Source organism: Streptomyces griseoluteus (genome assembly GCF_004784465.1).
Lineage (GTDB): Bacteria > Actinomycetota > Actinomycetes > Streptomycetales > Streptomycetaceae > Streptomyces > Streptomyces griseoluteus.
Genome location: NZ_SRRU01000009.1, coordinates 181,339 through 201,390 on the forward strand (window position 1 = coordinate 181,339; position 20,052 = coordinate 201,390).

At 71.9% G+C, this 20,052-nt stretch carries 17 protein-coding genes and 1 pseudogene; 11 read left to right on the forward strand and 7 right to left on the reverse strand.

Annotated features, from left to right (window positions below):
* Window positions 1-153 precede the first annotated feature (153 nt).
* Entirely contained in the window at window positions 154-990 is an 837-nt protein-coding gene (fdhD, locus tag E5082_RS24215) for a formate dehydrogenase accessory sulfurtransferase FdhD (protein ID WP_135793370.1), read from the forward strand.
* A 42-nt stretch (window positions 991-1,032) separates the two neighbouring features.
* Here the strand turns inward: fdhD and E5082_RS24220 are convergent, their stop codons facing one another.
* On the reverse strand, window positions 1,033-1,968 hold the full coding sequence (locus E5082_RS24220; RefSeq protein WP_135793371.1) for a LysR family transcriptional regulator: 936 nt from the start codon (window positions 1,966-1,968) through the stop codon (window positions 1,033-1,035).
* Between the two features lie 243 nt (window positions 1,969-2,211).
* Here E5082_RS24220 and E5082_RS24225 point away from each other — a divergent pair, with 243 nt between their 5' ends.
* The 3 genes from E5082_RS24225 (at window position 2,212) to gad (ending at window position 6,008) form a co-directional block, all read left to right on the forward strand.
* Complete coding sequence (locus tag E5082_RS24225) at window positions 2,212-4,044, forward strand: FUSC family protein (protein ID WP_135793372.1); 1,833 nt, start codon at window positions 2,212-2,214, stop codon at window positions 4,042-4,044.
* Between the two features lie 190 nt (window positions 4,045-4,234).
* Entirely contained in the window at window positions 4,235-4,456 is a 222-nt protein-coding gene (locus E5082_RS24230; protein ID WP_135793373.1) for a Dyp-type peroxidase domain-containing protein, read from the forward strand.
* A gap of 112 nt (window positions 4,457-4,568) precedes the next feature.
* Entirely contained in the window at window positions 4,569-6,008 is a 1,440-nt protein-coding gene (gad, locus tag E5082_RS24235; RefSeq protein ID WP_135793374.1) for a glutamate decarboxylase, read from the forward strand.
* A gap of 204 nt (window positions 6,009-6,212) precedes the next feature.
* Here gad and E5082_RS24240 read toward each other — a convergent pair whose 3' ends face one another.
* Entirely contained in the window at window positions 6,213-6,656 is a 444-nt protein-coding gene (locus E5082_RS24240) for an Hsp20/alpha crystallin family protein (protein ID WP_135793375.1), read from the reverse strand.
* A gap of 190 nt (window positions 6,657-6,846) precedes the next feature.
* On the opposite strand from E5082_RS24240, the gene E5082_RS24245 reads away from it, so the two are divergent.
* On the forward strand, window positions 6,847-9,435 hold the full coding sequence (locus E5082_RS24245; protein ID WP_135793376.1) for an ATP-dependent Clp protease ATP-binding subunit: 2,589 nt from the start codon (window positions 6,847-6,849) through the stop codon (window positions 9,433-9,435).
* 25 nt (window positions 9,436-9,460) lie between these two features.
* On the forward strand, window positions 9,461-9,751 hold the full coding sequence (locus tag E5082_RS24250) for a hypothetical protein (RefSeq protein ID WP_135793377.1): 291 nt from the start codon (window positions 9,461-9,463) through the stop codon (window positions 9,749-9,751).
* A 63-nt stretch (window positions 9,752-9,814) separates the two neighbouring features.
* Here the strand turns inward: E5082_RS24250 and E5082_RS24255 are convergent, their stop codons facing one another.
* Together E5082_RS24255 and E5082_RS24260 are read right to left on the reverse strand one after the other, a co-directional pair.
* Window positions 9,815-10,291, reverse strand: coding sequence for a GreA/GreB family elongation factor (locus tag E5082_RS24255; RefSeq protein WP_135793378.1), 477 nt, complete (start codon window positions 10,289-10,291; stop codon window positions 9,815-9,817).
* 102 nt (window positions 10,292-10,393) lie between these two features.
* Window positions 10,394-11,779, reverse strand: a complete 1,386-nt coding sequence (locus E5082_RS24260) for a glucose-6-phosphate dehydrogenase (protein WP_135793379.1) — start codon at window positions 11,777-11,779, stop codon at window positions 10,394-10,396.
* A gap of 218 nt (window positions 11,780-11,997) precedes the next feature.
* On the opposite strand from E5082_RS24260, the gene E5082_RS33770 reads away from it, so the two are divergent.
* Entirely contained in the window at window positions 11,998-12,075 is a 78-nt protein-coding gene (locus E5082_RS33770) for a 50S ribosomal protein bL37 (RefSeq protein WP_370454205.1), read from the forward strand.
* A gap of 443 nt (window positions 12,076-12,518) precedes the next feature.
* On the forward strand, window positions 12,519-13,547 hold the full coding sequence (locus E5082_RS24265; protein ID WP_229918731.1) for a cation diffusion facilitator family transporter: 1,029 nt from the start codon (window positions 12,519-12,521) through the stop codon (window positions 13,545-13,547).
* Window positions 13,548-13,554: 7 nt separating this feature from the next.
* Here the strand turns inward: E5082_RS24265 and E5082_RS24270 are convergent, their stop codons facing one another.
* Entirely contained in the window at window positions 13,555-14,844 is a 1,290-nt protein-coding gene (locus E5082_RS24270; protein ID WP_135793380.1) for a YhgE/Pip domain-containing protein, read from the reverse strand.
* A gap of 355 nt (window positions 14,845-15,199) precedes the next feature.
* On the opposite strand from E5082_RS24270, the gene E5082_RS24275 reads away from it, so the two are divergent.
* Window positions 15,200-15,742: a DoxX family protein gene (locus E5082_RS24275; RefSeq protein WP_135793381.1), complete on the forward strand. Its 543-nt coding sequence runs from the start codon at window positions 15,200-15,202 to the stop codon at window positions 15,740-15,742.
* Window positions 15,743-16,065: 323 nt separating this feature from the next.
* Window positions 16,066-17,520, forward strand: coding sequence for a phytoene desaturase family protein (locus E5082_RS24280; RefSeq protein ID WP_135793382.1), 1,455 nt, complete (start codon window positions 16,066-16,068; stop codon window positions 17,518-17,520).
* A gap of 159 nt (window positions 17,521-17,679) precedes the next feature.
* On the opposite strand, the gene gap is transcribed toward E5082_RS24280, so the two are convergent.
* Together gap and E5082_RS24290 are read right to left on the reverse strand one after the other, a co-directional pair.
* A complete protein-coding gene (gap, locus tag E5082_RS24285) occupies window positions 17,680-18,675 on the reverse strand; it encodes a type I glyceraldehyde-3-phosphate dehydrogenase (protein WP_135793383.1) in 996 nt (331 codons plus the stop codon).
* A 94-nt stretch (window positions 18,676-18,769) separates the two neighbouring features.
* Entirely contained in the window at window positions 18,770-19,726 is a 957-nt protein-coding gene (locus tag E5082_RS24290; protein ID WP_229918733.1) for a GlxA family transcriptional regulator, read from the reverse strand.
* Between the two features lie 109 nt (window positions 19,727-19,835).
* Here E5082_RS24290 and E5082_RS33030 point away from each other — a divergent pair.
* Window positions 19,836-20,047: pseudogene (locus tag E5082_RS33030) on the forward strand (hypothetical protein); the annotation flags it as partial.
* Between the last annotated feature and the right edge of the window lie 5 nt (window positions 20,048-20,052).

Genomic DNA, 20,052 nt, shown 5'->3' on the forward strand with positions numbered 1-20,052 from the left:
CCGCTGCATGCCGTCACCACAGGAGCCGACCCCGGCGGGCCCGGGCCCTGGCCCGGCCGCCGCCCCCGACAAGCCGAACCCACCCACCGGCACACACCGGCTCCAGCGGCGACCACAACCCCCGGCCCGGAGCCCGAGGAGAGGAAGAAGACCATGGGACGAGTGACCGTGCGGCGTCGAGTGCTCCGCATCCGCGACGGCGCGTCCTCGCACCGCCCGGACACCCTGGCGGCCGAGGAGCCGATGGAGATCCGCGTCGGCGGCCGCCCGCTCACGGTGACCATGCGCACCCCCGGCGACGACTTCGACCTCGCCGCCGGCTTCCTGGTCAGCGAGGGCGTCGCGCACGCCGAGACCGATGTGGCCGGCATCCGCTACTGCCTGGGCGCCACCGACGACGGCAGCAACACCTACAACGTCGTCGACGTCGTCCTCGGCCCCGGCGTCGATGCCCCCGACGCCTCCCTGGAGCGCAATTTCTACACCACGTCCTCCTGCGGCCTGTGCGGCAAGGCCAGCCTGGACGCGGTACGCACCGTCGCCGCCTGGTCCGTCGCCGACGACGAGCTGCGCATGAGCCCGGAGATGCTGGCCACCCTGCCCGAGAAGCTGCGCGCCGCGCAGAAGGTGTTCGACAGCACCGGCGGCCTGCACGCGGCCGGGCTCTTCTCCGCCGACGGCGAACTGCTCTGCCTGCGCGAGGACGTGGGCCGCCACAACGCCGTCGACAAGGTCGTCGGACACGCCCTGCGCTCCGGGATGCTCCCGCTGCGCGGCTGCGTGCTGATGGTCAGCGGCCGGGCCTCGTTCGAGCTGGTGCAGAAGGCGGTCATGGCCGGCATCCCGATGCTGGCCGCCGTCTCCGCGCCGTCCTCGCTCGCCGCCGACCTCGCCGCCGAGAGCGGTCTGACCCTGGTCGGCTTCCTGCGCGGCGACTCGATGAACGTCTACACCGGCGCCGAACGCCTCGAACCGCAGCCCGTCGCCTGACCGGCCCCGGTGGCCGCGCCTGAACGGACGCGGCCACGGACGCTACGCCGGCGGCAGCGCGGGACCACCGGGCAGCCGCTCCAGGGCGCCGGCCACGTCCGTCTCCGTGGCGACCTCGGTCAGCGCGCGGGCCATCACCGACCCCGGCTGCTGGGACGTCGTCACCAGGCCCACCGGCACCGTCCAGTCCGGCTCCACGAGCGGCACCGCCCGCATGCCGTGCGGCACACCGAACACGTGCAGCCAGGCGTGCGGGACGACGCTCGCCCACCGGCCGGTCCTGACGTGCGCGAACAGCGCCGCGACGGAGTCGGTCTCCACCCGGGGCGTCGGCTTCGCCCCGGCCTTGGCGAACACGTCGTCCAGCACCCGCCGGCCCTGCATCGACTCGTTCAGCAGGCACAGCGGGAGCCGGGCGGCCTCCGCCCAGGTGGCCGTCGACCGGTGCGCCAGACCGTCGGCCGCGGTGATCAGCAGCACATAACGTTCCTCATAGAGCGGAATGGCGTGAAAAGTCCCCGAGAGTTCTTCCGGCAGATACGTGATTCCGGCGTCGATCTCGAAATTCTGCAGCTGGCGGAGAATGTCCTGGGACTGGAGGTCCGCTATCACTTCCACGGTGACCAGCGGATGCTCCGTGCAGAACGGACCGGTCAGCAGCGAGACGGCCGCGGACGCGGTCGGCACCGAGCCGATCCGCATCCGGCCGCTGAGCCCGCGGCGCAGGGCACCGACCTCGTCCCGCAGCGCGTCGCGGTCCGCGAGAATCCGCTGCGCCCACACGACGATGCGCTCGCCCTCGGGAGTGAGCCCCTCGTACTTGCGGCCGCGTCGGACCAACGGCACGTCAAGCTCGTCCTCCAGCTTCCGGATCGCCTCGGAGAGCGCGGGCTGGGAGACGGAGCACGCCTGGGCGGCGCGGGCGAAATGGTGCTCCCTCGAGAGAGCGACGAGGTATTCGAGTTGGCGAAACAGCACGTCATGGGTGTACCCGACCGCTGACCGAAATGCCAATCGGCTCAGCGGCCCGCCCGGCCGGGGCCCCTGCCCGCCGACGGCCTCCGGGTCGGACCCGGAGGGCCTGAGGGCCACTTCCGCCGGGTGAAGACCGTATGCGAATTCACACCGTGCCGGACTTCCCTTCGGAATTGTCCGTGCAATTCACCGAGTGAAATGTGTGAAGGCGCTTGACCCTCCCCGATTTGCTAGAGTTAGTGATCTATGAAACGCGGCAACACCTCTCAGCTCATCGCTGGACTGGCCCGTGTTCTCTCGCCACGCGGCTCATTCGCCCTGGCCGAGGTCAGCGGGGCGCTGCCCTTCGCGCTGCGGGCCGCGCTCACCATGGCGCTGCCCACCCTGCCGCTGGTGCTGCTCGGCCACCCGAACCTCGCCGTCTTCCCGGCCCTCGGCGCCTTCACCATCACCTTCGAGCGCAGCCTCCCGCTGCGCCGCCGCAGCCGGCTGTGGGTGCTCGCGCTCGTCGCCCTGGCGATGACGGCCGCCGTGGGGCTCGGCTCGCTGCTCGCCGTCTGGGTGGGCCCCTCCGGCCCCTGGAACCAGGGGCTCGCCGCCGTGGTGGGCATGGCCGCGGTCGCCGGACTCGCCAAGTTCGGCTGTGACTACGGCGGGCTGCGGGGCCTCGGGGCCGTACTGATCCTGGTCGCCTTCGCCGTCACCGCCGAGGGGACGCCCGCCCTCACCGACGTGCTGCCGCACACCGCGCTCACCGCGCTCGGCGCGGCCGTCGCCTGGCTGGTCTGCCTGCCCAACTCCCTCCAGCCGCAGCGGCTCCAGCGGCTCGCGCTCGCCGACGCCCTGGAGTGCTTCGCCCGCGCCCTGGAGGCCGCCGGGCCGATCGAGACCTCCAAGGCCCGCCACCAGGCCGTCGTCGCCGCCCTGCGCGCCCACCACGCGCTCGACGACCCCGACGACAGCGACGGCGCCCTCGGCCTCACCCGCCGGGCCCCCGGACGCCCCGCCACCACCGGCTATTCCGCCGACTATGTCTGGGCCCTGCTGACCACCGACACCTGGCGCGACGCCGAGGGCGAGGCCGTGGCCCGGCGCCTGCGCGAACAGGCGCGGATGCTCTCCGACCGCCGCTGGCACACCCTGCTCCCGCTGCCCGGTGAACCGCTGGAGCCCCACACCGGCGACAGCGCCCCCGCCCGGCCCGCCACCGTCGTCCCTGCCCCGCCCGAGACCCGTCCGCCGGCGCCCCCGGCCCCGGCCGCGCACCCCGAGGGCGAACGGCCGAGGCCGCGCGGACGGCGCCGCCGCCGGGCCGCCGCCTTCCTGCCGACCGCCGTACGGACCTTCGTCGGCACCGCCGCCGCGGGCGGGACCGCCCTCTTCCTGGGCGTCGGCCACAGCTACTGGGCCGCGATCTCCGCGGCCGCCGTGCTGCACTCCGTCAACGTGTGGAGCACCATGCAGCGGGCCGTGCAGCGCACCCTGGGCACCGCCATCGGTCTGCTGCTGACCAGCGCCGTCCTCGTCCTGCACCCCGGCCCGGTGGCGATCATCTGCCTGATCATCGTCTTCGAGTTCTTCCTGGAGTACGTCGTCGCCCGCAACTACGGTCTCGGCGTCGTCTTCCTCACCCCGCTCGCCCTGCTGCTGAGCGAACTCTCCTCGCCGGTCTCCGCCTCCCGGCTGCTGCACGACCGCGTGATCGGCAGCGGCATCGGCATCAGCGTCGGCCTGGTCTGCGCCCTGCTCCTGGTGCACGGCCGGGCCGCCGTCCGGATGCGGGAGGCGCTGCACCTGTGCACGGTCGTCTCCGGCCAGGCCGAGCAGGCCCTGCACAGCACGGCCGCCCGGCGCCGGGCGGCCCAGGTGCAGCTGGCCGCGTCCGCCGTCGAGCTGTACGAGGCGAAGGAGGCCGCGAGCGGCGAACTGCGTCCCACCGGCGTCGATCCCGCCGCCGTCGCCGCCGCCGAGCACCGCGCGTACGACCTGCTGGGCCGGCTCAGCCGCGCCGTGCTCGCCGACGACCGGGCCAGACGCGGCCGGGGCCGCAGACGCCCCGGAGCGGCTCGTCCCTCCTGAGCCGCAAAGGCTCGGCTTTACTTCCACAAACCCTTCCGCGCGCGCCGTCCCCGTGCCACGTGACAGCGAATTCGCGGGATTCGGCGCGGCCGATGTGAACGGGCCGCGCCGTCGGCGCGAATCCGCACGACAAGCCGCCCGGAGCGTCTATGTTCGTCTCGCGCGCAAGCTGATCAGAAAGCAGGCTTCCATGACCGAGACGCAGCCTGTCGTCGCTCCTCCGGCCAGGGCGGCGGTATTCCTCGTGGTCACCATCGACGAGGGCGGCGAGGACACCGTACGAGGCCTGCTGGAGGACGTGCAGTCGCTGCGCCGCTCCACCGGATACCGCGACCCCGACGCCCAGTTGAGCTGCGTGGTCGGCATAGGCTCCGCGGCCTGGGAGCGGAACATAGCCCTCGACGCCTCATAAACCCCGAACGCCTGAACGGACGGCACCGGCCCTCTCTCAGGGCCGGTGCCGTCCGTGCGTTCAGCCCCCCACCCCTTCGCCAGCGGACGCTGATCGGACCCAGGAAGCACTCATGTCGCCTCTCTCGCACGGCACTTCCCAGCAGCACCTCGACGAATCCGCCCTCGCCCTCAACCCGTTCTTCGGGCAGGCGAACCCGGTGAGGGAAATGACCGAGGAGCCGCCCAAGCACCGCCTGGCGGAACTGCCGCTGGCCCCGGACACCGCCTATCAGGTGGTCCACGACGAGCTGATGCTCGACGGCAACGCCCGGCTCAACCTCGCCACCTTCGTCACCACCTGGATGGAACCCCAGGCCGGGCGGCTGATGGGGGAGTCCCGCGACAAGAACATCATCGACAAGGACGAGTACCCGCGCACCGCCGAGCTGGAGCGGCGCTGTGTGGCCATGCTCGCCGACCTGTGGAACGCCCCCGACCCCTCGCAGGCCGTGGGCTGTTCGACCACCGGCTCCAGCGAGGCGTGCATGCTCGCCGGGCTCGCCATGAAGCGCCGCTGGACCCAGCGCAACGCCGACCGCTATCCCGGCAGCGCCCGCCCCAACCTGGTCATCGGCATCAACGCCCAGGTCTGCTGGGAGAAGTTCTGCAACTACTGGGAGGTCGAGGTCCGCCAAGTCCCCATGGAGGGAGACCGGTTCCACCTCGACCCGCACGAAGCGGTCGAGCTGTGCGACGAGAACACCATCGGGGTCGTCGGCATCCTCGGCTCCACCTTCGACGGCTCCTATGAGCCCATCGCCCAGCTCTGCGCAGCCCTCGACGCCTACCAGGAGCGCACCGGCCTCGACATCCCGGTCCACGTCGACGGCGCGTCCGGCGCGATGATCGCCCCGTTCCTCGACCCCGACGTGGAGTGGGACTTCCGGCTCCCGCGCGTGGCCTCGATCAACACCTCCGGCCACAAGTACGGGCTGGTCTACCCCGGCGTCGGCTGGGCCCTGTGGCGGGACAAGGAGGCGCTGCCCGAGGACCTGGTCTTCCGGGTCAACTACCTGGGCGGCGACATGCCGACCTTCGCCCTCAACTTCTCCCGCCCCGGCTCCCAGGTCGTCGCGCAGTACTACACCTTCCTGCGCCTGGGCCGCGCAGGCTTCCGCGCGGTCCAGCAGGCCACCCGTGACGTCGCCATGTCGCTGGCCCGGAAGGTCGAGGACATGGGCGACTTCAAGCTGCTCACGCGCGGCGACCAGCTGCCGGTGTTCGCCTTCACCACCGCCGACCACGTCACGTCCTACGACGTCTTCGACATCTCCCGCCGGATGCGGGAGACCGGCTGGCTGGTGCCCGCGTACACCTTCCCGCCCCACCGCCAGGACCTCGCCGTGCTGCGGGTGGTGTGCCGCAACGGCTTCACCCGCGACCTCGCCGACCTGTTCGCCCAGGACCTCGCCCGGCTGCTGCCCGAACTGCGCGACCAGCCGCACCCGATGGTCCGCGACCACCAGGCCGGGACCGGGTTCCACCACTCGGAGAGCCGCGCGGAGCGGTAGCCCGCCCAGAACGTTCCCCGTACAGGCACATGACCGTCGCCCCGCCCCGCCCGCGGCGGGGCGGCCTCCCACCACCCGGCGGCAGGCTGGGGAGCGGCCAGGAGTGTCACGTCAATGTCATGGTGACGCCTGCCGCGTGGACGTCACGCCGAAAGCGGCCGGCCCTTTCCGTGAGGGCCCGCCGATTTCGTATGTACGGCGCTTTCAGGAACCGATTTCGATCGAGCGTCGAGTAGCGGTCTGGGATTTCGGCAGCCGGACCGTCAGTACACCGTCGGAGAGATCGGCCTGAACGCCCTCGACATTGACGTCACCGGGGACCCGTACCCCGTAGGAGAAACTGCCCTCCCTGCGGCGCAGGGCGTTTCCGCCGGTGCTCTCGTCGAGCGAGCCGTGAATGTGCAGTTCCCGGCCGTCGACCTCGATGTTCACGCTCTCGCGGGGAATGCCCGGCAATTCGGCGCGGACCAGATAGGCGTCGCCCGCGTCCTCCTCCTCGACCAGCGGCATCCAGTGCCGGACCGGCTCGGCCGGCTGTGCGGACTGCTCCACCAGGCGGCTGACCTCGCCCCACAACTGCTGGAGTTCCACCACGGGATCGTGTCCGGCCCACCAGGCCGACCTCGCAACGCCCGCACGTTCGCTCATGCCCGGACTCCTCTTCTCCTCGCGTGCATATAAAGGAGTGTGCACAACACATTCGACAGCGGCAGCGAGGCTCAGGCAAATGGGTGGCGAAAGCCCGGAAATCCCTTGGGAGAGCTTGCTTCCTCGGGTTGCGAGGCCCTGGACATCGCGGTTCAGTGAGAACCTGATCCGTCGCGCACCAGGAGCTGCCATGTCGATGTCGTTCGGTTCACCGTTCGGTTCCTCCGACCCTTTCAGCGACCTGCTGAACCGGTTCTTCGGCATGTCACCGGCGTCATCGCCCCCTGCTGTGCAGCGAGTTCCCATCGGCCGGCTGCTGACGGAGTCCTCGCAGGAACTGCTCAACCTGGCCGCGCAGAAGGCCGAGGAGGACGGTACCTCCGACCTCGACACCCAGCACCTGCTGTGGGCCGCGACCAAGGTCGAGCCCAGCCGCCGCATCCTCGCGCAGGCCGGGGTCGACCCCGACAAGCTCGCCGAGACGATCAGTGAGGTGCTGCCCGGCGAGTCCGCCACCCCGTCCGCCGAGCCTGGGCTCACCCCGGCCGCCAAGCGCACCCTCGCCGACGCCTTCGCCCAGTCCCAGGCCGCCGGTAACTCCTACATCGGTCCGGAGCACATCCTGGCCGCGCTGCTGGAGGACGCCGACTCCGGCGCCGGGCGTCTGCTGTCAGCCGAGGGCGTCGACGGAAGGAAGCTGGCCTCGCGCACCGAACAGCCCGCCCGCCAGGACCAGGGCCGCCCGGGGGGCGGCCCCACCAGCACCCTGGACGAGTTCGGCCGCGACCTCACCGAGGAGGCCAAGCAGGGCAAGCTCGACCCGGTGGTCGGACGGGCGGACGAGATCGAGCAGACGGTCGAGATTCTCTCCCGCCGCTCCAAGAACAACCCGGTCCTCATAGGTGAGCCCGGCGTCGGCAAGACCGCCATCGTGGAGGGGCTCGCCCAGCGCATCGTGATCGGGGACGTACCCGACACCCTGAAGGACAAGCGGGTCGTCGCCCTCGACATGTCCGGCCTGGTGGCCGGCGCCCAGTACCGCGGCCAGTTCGAGGAGCGGCTGAAGAAGGTCATCGAGGACGTCCAGGCGTCCGAGGGCGAGATCATCCTGTTCATCGACGAGCTGCACACCGTCGTCGGCGCCGGCGCCACCGGCGAGGGCTCGATGGACGCGGGCAACATCCTCAAGCCCGCCCTCGCCCGCGGCGAGCTGCACGTCGTGGGCGCGACCACGATCGACGAGTACCGCAAGTACATCGAGAAGGACGCCGCCCTCGAACGACGCTTCCAGCCCGTCATGGTGCCGGAGCCCACCGTCGAGGAGACCGTGGTGATCCTCGAAGGGCTGCGCGACGCCTACGAGGCCCACCACCAGGTCCGCTACGAGGACTCCGCGCTCGAAGCCTGTGCCGTGCTGTCCGACCGCTACATCACCGACCGCTTCCTCCCGGACAAGGCCATCGACCTGATGGACCAGGCCGGCGCGCGGGTCCGGCTGCGCAGCGCGGCCCGCTCCACCGAGGTCGTCGCCCGCGAGGACAAGATCGCCAAGCTCCGGCGCGAGCTGGACGAGGCCGTGTCCGGCCAGGACTACGAGAGGGCGAACGACCTCAAGAAGAAGATCGCGGAGGCCGAGGCCGAACTCGCCGGCATCGAGGAGCGCCGCGAGGGCGTCGTCACCGTCACCCCGAACGACATCGCCGACATCGTCTCCCGCCGGACCGGCATCCCCGTCTCGCAGCTCACCGCCAGCGAGAAGGAGCGGCTGCTCAACCTCGAGGAGGAGATGCACGCCCGCATCGTCGGGCAGAACGAGGCCGTCACCGCCGTCTCCCAGGCGGTGCGCCGCAACCGCGCGGGCATGGGCGACCCGAACCGCCCGGTCGGCTCGTTCCTCTTCCTCGGTCCCACCGGTGTCGGCAAGACCGAACTCGCCAAGGCCCTCGCCGAGCTGCTGTTCGGCGACGAGGACCGCATGATCCGCTTCGACATGAGCGAGTTCCAGGAGAAGCACACCGTCTCCCGCCTGGTCGGCGCGCCTCCCGGATACGTCGGCTACGAGGAGGCCGGACAGCTCACCGAGAAGGTCCGCCGCCAGCCGTACAGCGTGTTGCTGTTCGACGAGATCGAGAAGGCGCACCCGGACGTGTTCAGCACGCTGCTGCAGATCCTGGACGACGGCCGGCTGACCGACGGCCAGGGCCGCACCGTCGACTTCCGGCACACCGTCATCATCATGACGTCCAACATCGGCGCCCAACTGATCCTGGCGCACCAGGGCGACGTGTCCGAGATCAAGGACGAACTGCTGGAGGAGCTGCGCGGCCGCTTCCTGCCGGAGTTCCTCAACCGGATCGACGACATCATCATCTTCCACGGCCTCACCGAGGACGACCTCTCCCAGATCGTGGACCACCTGCTGGACCAGAGCCGGCGCCGGGTGAGGGCGCAGGGGTTGCAGCTGGAGGTCACCGAGGCGGCGAAGAAGCTGCTGATCGCCCACGGCCACCAGCCGGAGTTCGGCGCGCGTCCGCTGCGCCGCACGATCCAGACGGAGCTGGACAACCGCATCGCGGAGCTGCTGCTCAGTGGCCAGGCCGATCCGGGGGACACCATCGTCGCGGATGTGCAGAACGACTCCCTGCACGTCACCGTGCGCAAGGCGGACGAGAAGAAGTCCCAGAAGGACGACGAGTCCGCGGGGAAGAAGGCGGCGGCCAAGAAGACCGCGTCCGGCGGCAAGAAGAAGGCCGACTCGAAGGACGCCGGGGTCAAGTAGGACTTACGGCGGCAAGGAGAAGCCCATGGCGCACCACCACAAGTCCAACAAGAAGGTCGAGGGCGACCCGGACCGCGACCACGGGCGTGGGCTGCCCCGCCGCCCGGACGATGCCGAACTCGAGGAACGCGCTCAGGAGGACCGGCGTGAGGTCGGCCTCCCGGTCCGGGAGCAGGAGAGCCCGGAGCGGATCTACGAGCAGGAGACCGCCGAGATCGACCGTCAGGTCGAACGGGGCGAGGTGGAGACGGGTGACCTGACGCGCCGGCAGCGCGAACAGGAGACCCCCTTCCCGCCGTCCCACTACGACGCCTGACACGCGGTAAAGCCTGGGCGGACCGGCCACCCGAGTCCGGTCCGCCCAGGCGTGCGTCCGTTCTCAGCCCTGGTCGCCGGGCGTGCCCAGGGAGACCACGACCGCGGTGGTCTCGCCGTTCGGCGCCTCGTAGCTGACGGTGTCGCCGGGGGTGCGGCCGAGGAGCGCGCGGCCCAGCGGGCTGTCGGAGGTGACCAGCTTCGGATCGCGGGCGTCGGCGATCTCGCCGATGTGCAGGGTGTCCGTGGTGCCGTCCGCGAACCGGACGGTGACCGTCGTGCCCACCCCGACCTTGTCGGTGGGGACCGGGCCCCCGATGTCGGCCTGGCGCAGCCGGTCCTCGGCCCGTTCGATGCGCTCGTCCAGCCGGTGGAGCTGGTCGGCCCGCTGGATCTCGTCGGCCTGGTCGGCACGGTCCCCGACCTCGTCGGAGTCCTTCAGCGTCGCGGCGACCGTCCTGCGCTCCTCGTGCAGATCGGACAGTTCCTGCTCGAGCGCCTTGCGTGCCTCGGCGCTGATCGGCTCGGGGTCACCGGTCATTCCTGCTCCAGTGCTACGGACGGAAGTGCTGGACAGCAGCACCCTGGTTGCGCTCCCGCACCGCATCCAGCACAGCGGTGGCGAGCCGTGGGGCGGGCGGGACTACGGAACCCAGGGCCGCTGCCACGGCGGGCTGCCCGCCACCAGCGCGTCCGCCTGGGGCGGGCCCCAGGAGCCGGGCGGGTACGGGTGGACCGGCGGGGGATAGGTGAGGAGGGGCTGGATGATCCGCCAGCACTCCTCGACCGCGCGCTGCGGTGCGAAGTACTTGTCGTCACCGGTCAGGGCCGCGTACAGGAGGCGCTCGTACGGGGCGAGGGGCTTGCCGAGTTCGCGGGCGAAGATGGTGTCCAGGGGGACCGGGCGCCAGGCCGACTCCTCGTCCAGGGCGGAGAGCTGGAGGCGCATGCCGGCCTCGGGGTCGATGCGCAGCACGATCTGGTTGCCGGCGACCTGGCCGGGGTCGGGGAGGAAGCCGAGCCGGGGAGGCTCGCGCAGGATCAGCCGTACCTCGGTCACCCGTACCGGGAGCCGTTTGCCCGCGCGGATGAAGACCGGCACGCCGTCCCACCGCCAGTTGTTGATCTCCAGCCGGAGCGCCGCGTACGTCTCCACGGTCGAGTCCGGCGCCACGCCCGGCAGTTGCTGGTAGCCGATGTACTGGCCGCGCACGTACGCGTGCACGTCCGCCTCCGGCATCGCGCGCAGCACCTCGATCCGCTTGTCCCACAGATCGGTCGCGCTCGGCCCGACCGGCGGGTCCATCGCCACCAGGGCCAGCACCAGCAGCAGGTGATTCTGGATCACATCGCGCAGCGCCCCCACCTGCTCGTAGAAGCCGGCGCGGCCCTCGACGCCGAACTCCTCGGCCATCGTGATCTGGATGGCCACCACGCTGTCCCGGTGCCACAGCTCGGCCAGCGCGGAGTTGGCGAACCGCAGATACTCCAGCTCGATGACGGGTTCCTTGCCCAGGAAGTGGTCGACCCGGAGGATCTGGCTCTCGTCCAGCACCGCCGTCAGCTTGCGGTCCAGGGCGCGGGCCGATGCCAGGTCGTGCCCGAAGGGCTTCTCCAGCGCCACCCGCGCCTGCCCCAGCAGCCGGGCGGAGGCGAGCTGGTCCACGATCGGCGCGAACAGCGCGGGCGGGGTCTCCAGATAGAACAGCGGACGCCTGCGGCGCCCCAGCTCCTGGGCGAGCCGCCCATAGGTCTCGGACACGGTGAGGTCTCCGGCTACATAGGCCATCCGGCCCGTCAGCCGCTCCAGCACCGCCCGGTCGACCGACTCCTCCGCCCCCTCCACCGCCGTACGGACCAGGTCGGCCAGCTCCTCGTGGCTCATCTCGCGGCGGCCGACACCGACCACGGGGCAGTTGAGCAGCCCCCGGCCCTCCAGCTTGTACAGCGCGGGAAACGTCATCTTCCGCGCGAGATCCCCGGTCACCCCGAAGATCACCAGAGTGTCGGCTTCCCAGGTTCCGGCCATCGGCGGATGCTCCTCGTCCCGGCGGCGGGCGCGCGCGACGGCGCCCCCTTTCTCGGTCTCTCGTATCGTCCGTGCCCCGGACCCGGCGCGCGACTCGGGGCGCGCGCCCGGCGACTGTGCTCGCGGGGCATACCCGCATGTATGGTGTCCGGACCGCGGGGCAGGCGATCATCCGTCCCCGTACCGAACGTGTCCGACCACGCCAGAAGGAGGCCCGCATGTCCTCGAAGCGACGCCGGAAGAAGAAGGCCCGCCGCAAGAACGGCGCCAACCACGGCAAGCGGCCCCAGTCCTGAGCGACGGCCGTACCGGGCCCGGTCACCCCACCACGGGGCGGCCGGGCCCGTCCCGTTCCCGGACTCCTCAGGTCCGGCCGCGGTCCCCGGCCCGGTCCGGGCGGTAACCGATCCCCCGTACGGGCGGCAGCGCTGGCCGGTGCCCGGCGGGCGCCCGAGAGTGGACCGCGCACGGCTTCCCAGCACGAGGACGGACCATGACGCTCACCCCGCCGACCGGCATCGAGGACCGTCCCATCGCGGTGATCGGTGCCGGCCTCGGCAGGGGAGGACCGGCCCCGTCCGTATGCCGACTCCGATCATGGCGCCGCCGGCCGACCTGCCCGTGGTCGAGGTCGTCTGGGCGAGCCATCTGATCACCGGCCTCACCCTCGGCGCCCCCGAGGTCGTCCACGACTGCCTGGACCGGTCACGAGATCACGGAAGAGGGTTACTGTCCGGATATGAGCGAACAGGGTGAACCCGGAGCGGAAGGCGGGACGAACGCGGGCAGGGGCCCCTACCTGGACCACCGCGTGGGCTCGGCGGGTGGTCCCGGCGCGGGCGGGTCGACCTTCACCGTCCTCGTGGCGGCCGCCGCGAACTTCGGCGTCGCGCTCGCCAAGGCCGTCGCCGGTGTGCTCAGCGGCTCCACCGCCATGCTCGCCGAGGCCGGGCACTCGGTCGCCGACACCATGACCGAGGCCCTGCTCTTCGTCGCCCTCAAGCGCAGCAGGAAACCCGCCGACGAGGACCACCCCTTCGGCTACGGCCCCGAGCGGTACATCTGGGCGCTGCTCGCCTCCGTCGCCACCTTCGTCGGCGGCGGCGTCTTCGCCGTGTACGACGGCATCCACGCCCTCACCCACGTCGAGAAGCCCGGCGACCCGCTGATCTCCTACATCGTGCTCGCCATCGCCTTCGTACTGGAGGGGCTCTCCCTGCGCACCGGCTGGCGGCAGGCCACCGGCCGGGCCGAGCACTTCCGGGTGCCGATCCTGCGCTATCTCCAGCACACCCCCGACACCGCCGTGAAGGCCGTCGTCATGGAGGACACCGCCGCGCTCATCGGCCTGGTGCTCGCCGCCCTCGGTCTGCTGGGCGGCCAGCTCACCGGTTCCGGGATCTTCGACGGTATCGCTTCCGTCCTCATCGGTGTGCTGCTCATCGTCGTGGCCTACGTCCTCGGCCGCGCCAACACCGAACTCCTCGTCGGCCGCGCCCTGCCCAAGCCGATGCGGGAGGCGGTACGCCGGGAACTGCTCTCCGTGGACGCCGTCCAGGACGTGATGGAGCTGACCACGCTGGTGCAGGGGCCGGGGGAGATCCTCATCGCCGCCAAGGTCGACTTCCGCGACGTCTCCACCTCCGCCGAGATCGAGTGGGCCTGCGAGGAGGCGGAGACCCGGCTGCGCACCCTCATCCCGGCGGTCAGTCGCGTCTACCTCGACCCCACGCCCCCGCGTACGAGTCCGCCGCCGCTTCCGGAGTAGCGGGCGGTCAGCCCGGCTGGGGCACCATCCGGTGCAGGCCCCGGCGATCGTAGTAGCGGGTGGCCGCGAAGCCGAACGCCAGGGCCACCACGAAGCCGATCGCGATCATCACCCAGCCGCGCGCCAGCCCGGCGTCGGCACGGGCGTCGAAGTAGAGGATCGCCCGTACCCCCGCCGTCAGTTGGCGCATCGGCTCGAAGGCACCGAGAAACCGGTAGAACCCCGGCACCGCCTCCAGCGGCACGGTTGCGCCGGAGGACGGCAGCGCGAACGCGATGAAGACGAACATCGACACGAGCTGGCCCAGGCTGCCGAAGGCCGCGTTGATCGCCTGCACCCCGAGCCCGACCGTCAGCGTCGCGCAGTACGAGAACACCCACAGCAGACCGGCGTGCGGGGCGTCCATGCCCAGCACGCCGATCGTCGCCAGCATGATCAGCGAGGTGGTGAGCAGTGAGAGGCCGGCCGTCATCACCATCTTCAGCACCAGCGTCTGGGTCCGGTCGATGTGCACCGTCGGACGCCGCGAGTGCCAGGGGCCGATCTCCGTGTCGGCGTAGCCGAGCCCGCTGTCGACGCCGTTGTGGATGATGTTGCCGCCGATGAACCCGGCCAGCACCAGCAGCAGCGCGTAGTAGAAGGCGCTCAGCCCCAGCCCGCTGTGGGCGCCGATGGGATGGCCCACCTGGGTCCGCACCTCCACCGGGTCGGCGAGCAGCACGCGGGTCGCCGCGCTCGCCCGCTTCACCTCGGGGGACGCCGACAACTGCTTGCCGATCGAGACCGACACCTGGTGCGCCGCGCTCTGCGTGATCCGCCCCGCCAGCGAGGAGGCCAGGCTGCCGACGCCGGGGTTGGTCAGCACGGTCAGCTCCGGGCGGGACTCGGCGTCCGCGGTGGCCAGCGCGCCCACGGTCGCCGTGAAGTCCGCCGGGATCACCAGGGCGCCGTACACCCGGCCCGACGCCAGCTCGTCCTGCGCCTTGGCCCGTGACATCAGGCGCCAGCGGACCCGGTCGTCGGAGGAGCCGGAGGAGAGGATGGAACGGGCGGCCTGTGTGCCCACGTTGGCCTTCTGGCCCGGCAGCGGCTTGCCCTCGTCCAGGTTCACCAGAGCCACCGGCATCCGGTGCAGGCTGCCCTCCGGGGTGAGGATGCCGCCCATGTACAGCAGGGACAGCACCAGCGCGACCAGCGAGCTGAGCACCGCGGGCATCAGCCACAGCTTCCACCGCCCCAGCAGCTGCGCCGCGCTGACCCACGGTCCGGACGCGTGCGGGGGCATCCCGGAAGCCATACCACTCCAAGAGGTGCAGACGGCGGCAACCGCCGAACGGGCTGCGGCGAGGGGCCCGTACCAGCATGTTCGGCCACCGGACCGCACCGCCTGCGGACGCAAGCCGACGATAGATCGCGGACGCCGAAACGTCCCGCCACGACACCGGCCATCTGCTCCGGGTGACCCGAGGTGCCGGACCTCGCAGATGACCCTCCAGTGCGTGCCCAGGGCGACACCGGCTCCGCGGCCGCGCCCTCTTGGTGACGGAGGTCTGTGGCCCGCGCGCCCCCGGCGTCCTTCGGGGGGCGTACCGCCCCGATGGTCGCTAGCGTGTTGCCCAGTTCGGACCGCTCCGCCGACGGAAGGACTCCCCATGGGCCGACGCAACGATCTCGGACTGCTGGCCGTACGCCTGGGCACCGGCGGCGTACTGGCCGCCCATGGCGCGCAGAAGCTGCTCGGCTGGTTCGGCGGCGGAGGCATCGAGGGCACGGGCAAGTTCATGGAGTCCATGGGCTTCCGCCCCGGCAAGGCGAGCGCCATCGCGTCCGGGTCGGCCGAGCTGGGCGGCGGGGTCCTGCTCGCGCTCGGTCTCGCCACGCCCGCCGCCGGTGCCGCCGTGGCCGGGGGCATGGGCGGCGCCGTCTCCGTGCACCGCCCCAACGGATTCTTCGCCGCGGCGGGCGGCTACGAGTACCCGGCCTACCTCGGCTACATCGCCACCTGCATCGGCCTGACCGGTCCCGGCCGTTACTCCCTGGACCGGCTGATCGGCTACCGGTTCGAGCGGCCCCGGCTGGTTCTGCTCTCCTTCGCGCTGAGCGCCGCCGGCACCGCGCTGGTCGTCGCCCGCCGGGAACGGGTGCTCTCGGCCCAGCGGCGCGAGGAGGCGGCACCGGTCACTCCGGCCCCCTGACGGGGTCGCACCTGTGAGCTTGATTTTCCTTCCCGCCTGGAGAACGCGGCACGGCGTCGTTGCACACCTCCGGTCGGCTCGGCAACGAGGCCACCTTTCTCTACCAGTTGGTGGCGCGCGAGCCGGGCACCGACAACGCGCCGACTGCTCCACCATGTGCCACGAGGCCAAGCGGCGCGCCACGCGGGCCGCGCCCGGCACCGGCAAGGGCACCGTCGACTTCGAGAAGGAGGCCGGCACACCGACGGGCCCCCTCCGGCCGGAGGGGGCCCGCCTTGCCGGTGAGGACTCGGGACATGCGTCGGTAAGGCAGACTCGGTCCCATGACATCCACGACGCGGCCGCGGGCCACGGCCGTAGTCGTCGGCGGCGGGCCCAACGGGCTCGCCGCGGGCGCGCTCCTCGCCAAGGCGGGGCTCGACGTCACGCTGCTGGAGGCCGCCGACGAGGTCGGGGGCGGCACCCGCAGCTACGAGGGTCTGCTGCCCGGCCTGCTGCACGACCACTGCTCGGCCATCCACCCCATGGCCGTCGGCTCACCGGCCCTGCGCGCACTGGAGCTGGAACGGCACGGACTGCGCTGGCTCCTGCCCGAGGTCGACTGCGTCCATCCCCTCGACGACGGCACGGCGGGCGTCCTGATGCGTTCCGTCGCGGAGACCGCCCGCCTCCTCGGCCCCGACGGTGACCGCTACCGGGCGCTGATCGAGCCCTCGGTACGGCACTGGGACACGCTCGCCGGCGAGGTGATGGGCCCGCTGCTGCGCGTCCCCTCCCACCCGCTGCTGCTCGCCCGCTTCGGCCTGCCGACCATCCTGCCCGCCGCCGCCCTGGCCCGCCTCTTCCGTACCCCGCAGACCCGCGCGCTCTGGGCCGGGATCGCCGCCCATGCCTTCCGTCCGCTGAGCCGCCCGCTCACCTCGGCCATCGGCCTCGGCATCCTGGTCTCCGGGCACGCCGCCGGCTGGGCCGTGGCCGAAGGGGGCTCGCAGTCCATCGCCCGGGCGCTGGAGAAGGCGCTGCGGGAGTACGGCGGGCGCGTCGAGACGAACGTCCGCATCACCGACCACCGCCAGATCCCGGCTGCCGACGTGACGCTGCTCGACCTCGACCCCGGCCAGGCCGCGGCCATCTACGGCGACCGGCTGCCCGTCCGGACCCGGTCCGCCTACCGGCGGTTCCGCCGGGGCCCAGGCGCCTTCAAGATCGACCTGGCGGTGGAGGGCGGAATTCCGTGGACCCACGAGAAGGCCCGGCGCGCCGGCACCGTCCACCTGGGTGGCACGCTCGCCGAGATCGCGCGGGCCGAGCGGGACGTCGCGGCCGGACGCATGCCCGAGCGGCCGTTCGTCCTGGTCGGCCAGCAGTACCTCGCCGACCCCGGACGCTCGGTGGGCGACGTGCACCCGGTCTGGGCCTACGCGCATGTCCCGTACGGCTACACCGGGGACGCCACGGAGGCGATTCTGCGGCAGATCGAACGGTTCGCCCCCGGTGCCCGAGACCGGATCGTGGGCCTGAGCGCCACCACCCCGGCCGGTTTCGCCGCCGCCAACGCCAACTTCGCGGGCGGTGACATCCTCACCGGCGCGAAGACGGCCCCTCAACTCGTCCTGGGGCCCCGCCCCACCCTCGACCCCTACTCGACCGGCCTGCCCGGCCGCTACCTCTGCTCGGCGTCCACCCCACCGGGGCCGGGCGCCCACGGCATGTGCGGGGCGGGGGCGGCGGCCTCGGCGCTGCGGTACCTGCGGGACGCCACTCACCGACCAGACTGAGTGTCAGCCGGACCGGGGTGACTCACCCACGGGTCCGCTCGCCGGCAGCACGCGCAGGCGCAGGGCCTGTGCGCACGCCGCCGGCTTGCCGGTGGTCCGGAACACGGGGCACGCCCTGGAGCCGCCCATGTGCCGAACCGTCACACGGAATTTTGCTGATCAGCGTGCGAGGAGCTCCAGCGTGTCGATCACGCGGTTGGAGAAGCCCCACTCGTTGTCGTACCAGGCGACGACCTTGATGTGACGGCCGTCGACTCGGGTGAGGGCCGAGTCGAAGATGGAGGAGGCGGGGTTGCCGACGATGTCGGAAGAGACCAGGGGGTCCTCGGAGTACTCCAGGACACCGGCGAGGGGGCCCTCGGCGGCCGTGCGGTAGGCGGCGAGCACCTCCTCGCGGGTGACGTCGCGGGCGACCGTGGTGTTCAGCTCGACGATCGAGCCGACCGGCACCGGGACCCGGATCGAGTCGCCGGACAGCTTGCCGTCGAGGTTCGGCAGCACCAGACCGATCGCCTTGGCCGCGCCCGTGGTCGTGGGCACGATGTTCACGCCGGCGGCGCGCGCCCGGCGGGGGTCGCGGTGCGGGCCGTCCTGGAGGTTCTGCTCCTGGGTATAGGCGTGCACGGTCGTCATGAACCCGTGCTCGATGCCCGCCAGTTCGTCCAGCACGGCGGCCAGCGGGGCCAGCGCGTTGGTCGTGCAGGAGGCGTTCGACACGATGGTGTGCAGCGCCGGGTCGTAGGTGTCGCTGTTCACCCCGTACGCCAGCGTCACGTCGGCGCCGTCCGAGGGGGCGCTCACCAGCACCCGCTTCGCACCCGCGTCGAGGTGGGCGCGGGCGGCCTTCGCCGAGGTGAAGCGGCCGGTCGCCTCCAGCACGATGTCGACGTCCAGCTCGGCCCAGGGGAGCTGGGCCGGCTCGCGCTCGGCGAGCACCTTGATGCGGCGGCCGTCGACCACGAGGGTGTCGCCGTCCACCTCCACCGGACGGCCGAGCCGCCCGGCCGTCGAGTCGAAGGCCAGCAGCCGGGCCAGCCCCGCGGGTTCGGTGAGGTCGTTCACCGCGACGACCTCGAGGTCACTGTCGCGTTCGAGCAGAGCCCGCAGCACGTTGCGTCCGATGCGGCCGAATCCGTTGATGGCGATGCGCGTCATGAATGGTGTCCCTTCCGTTCGCCCTCAGGTTCGCGGACAAGGGCCGGGCGCGGCAGTGGCAGGAGCGCCATGGTTCACAAGAATCGCGCCAGAGTTACTCGCCCCGCGCGAACGTCCGCCGGTAGTCGCTCGGCGTGGTCCCGAGCACGCGCTGGAAATGCAGCCGGAGGTTGGTGCCGGTACCGAGCCCGACCTCCTCGGCGATCTGCTCCACGCTCCGCTCCGAACGCTCCAGCAGCTCGCGCGCCAGGTCGACCCGCGCCCGCGTCACCCACTGCATCGGCGTGTACCCGGTGTCCTCCGCGAACCGCCGGGAGAACGTACGCGGCGACACCGCGGCGTGCCGGGCCAGCGACTGGAGGCTCAGCGGCTCACCGAGCCGGTGCAGCGCCCACTCCCGCGTCGCGGCGAACCGCTCGCCCAGCGGCTCCGGCACACTGCGCGGCACGTACTGCGCCTGACCTCCGCTGCGGTAGGGTGCCGCGACCAGCCGCCGGGCCGCGTGGTTGGAGGCGGCCACCCCCAACTCGCCGCGCAGCATGTGCAGGCACAGGTCGATGCCGGAGGCCGCCCCGGCCGACGTGAGCACGCTGCCCTCGTCCACGAACAGCACGTTCTCGTCCACCCGGATGAGCGGGTGACGGGCCGCCAGGGCGCGCGCGTAGTGCCAGTGCGTGGTGGCCCGTCTGCCGTCCAGCAGACCGGTGGCCGCCAGGGCGAACGCCCCCGTCGAGATCGCCGCCAGCCGCGCACCCCGTTCGTGCGCCGCGACCAGCGCCGCCACCACCGGCTCCGGCGGGTCCTCCCGGTCCGGGAACCGGTAGCCCGGCACGAACACCACGTCGGCCCACTCCAGCGCCTCCAGGCCGTGCGCCACGTGGTACGACAGGCCGTCGCCGCCCGTCACCAGACCCGGCGCCGCTCCGCACACCCGCACCTCGTACGGCATGCTCGCGCGGGTCGTGAACACCTGCGCCGGGATACCCACGTCGAGCGGCTTGGCGCCCTCCAGGACGAGGACGGCGACACGGCGGAAACGGGAGGACGGCACGGGCAGCAGGGTACGCACAGGTCGGCGTGAACCCATCGCGGGGCGCCGGGCAACCCCGCCGATGTGCTGCTGTTTTCTCCCGCACCGGCCGCCTCGGAAGGAATGCCCCGTGGAGTTCCGGCTGCTCGGCACCGTCTCCGTCGACACGCGCCGGGGACCGCTGCCGCTCGGCCCCGGCGCAGCCTGCTCGCGGCGCTGCTGCTGTCGGCCAACACCCCGGTGCCGATGGGCCGGTTGACCGCCTGCCTGTGGGACGACGAGCCGCCGGGCCAGGCGCGCGGTGTCATCCAGGGCCATGTGTCCCGGCTGCGACTTCTGATCCGTAC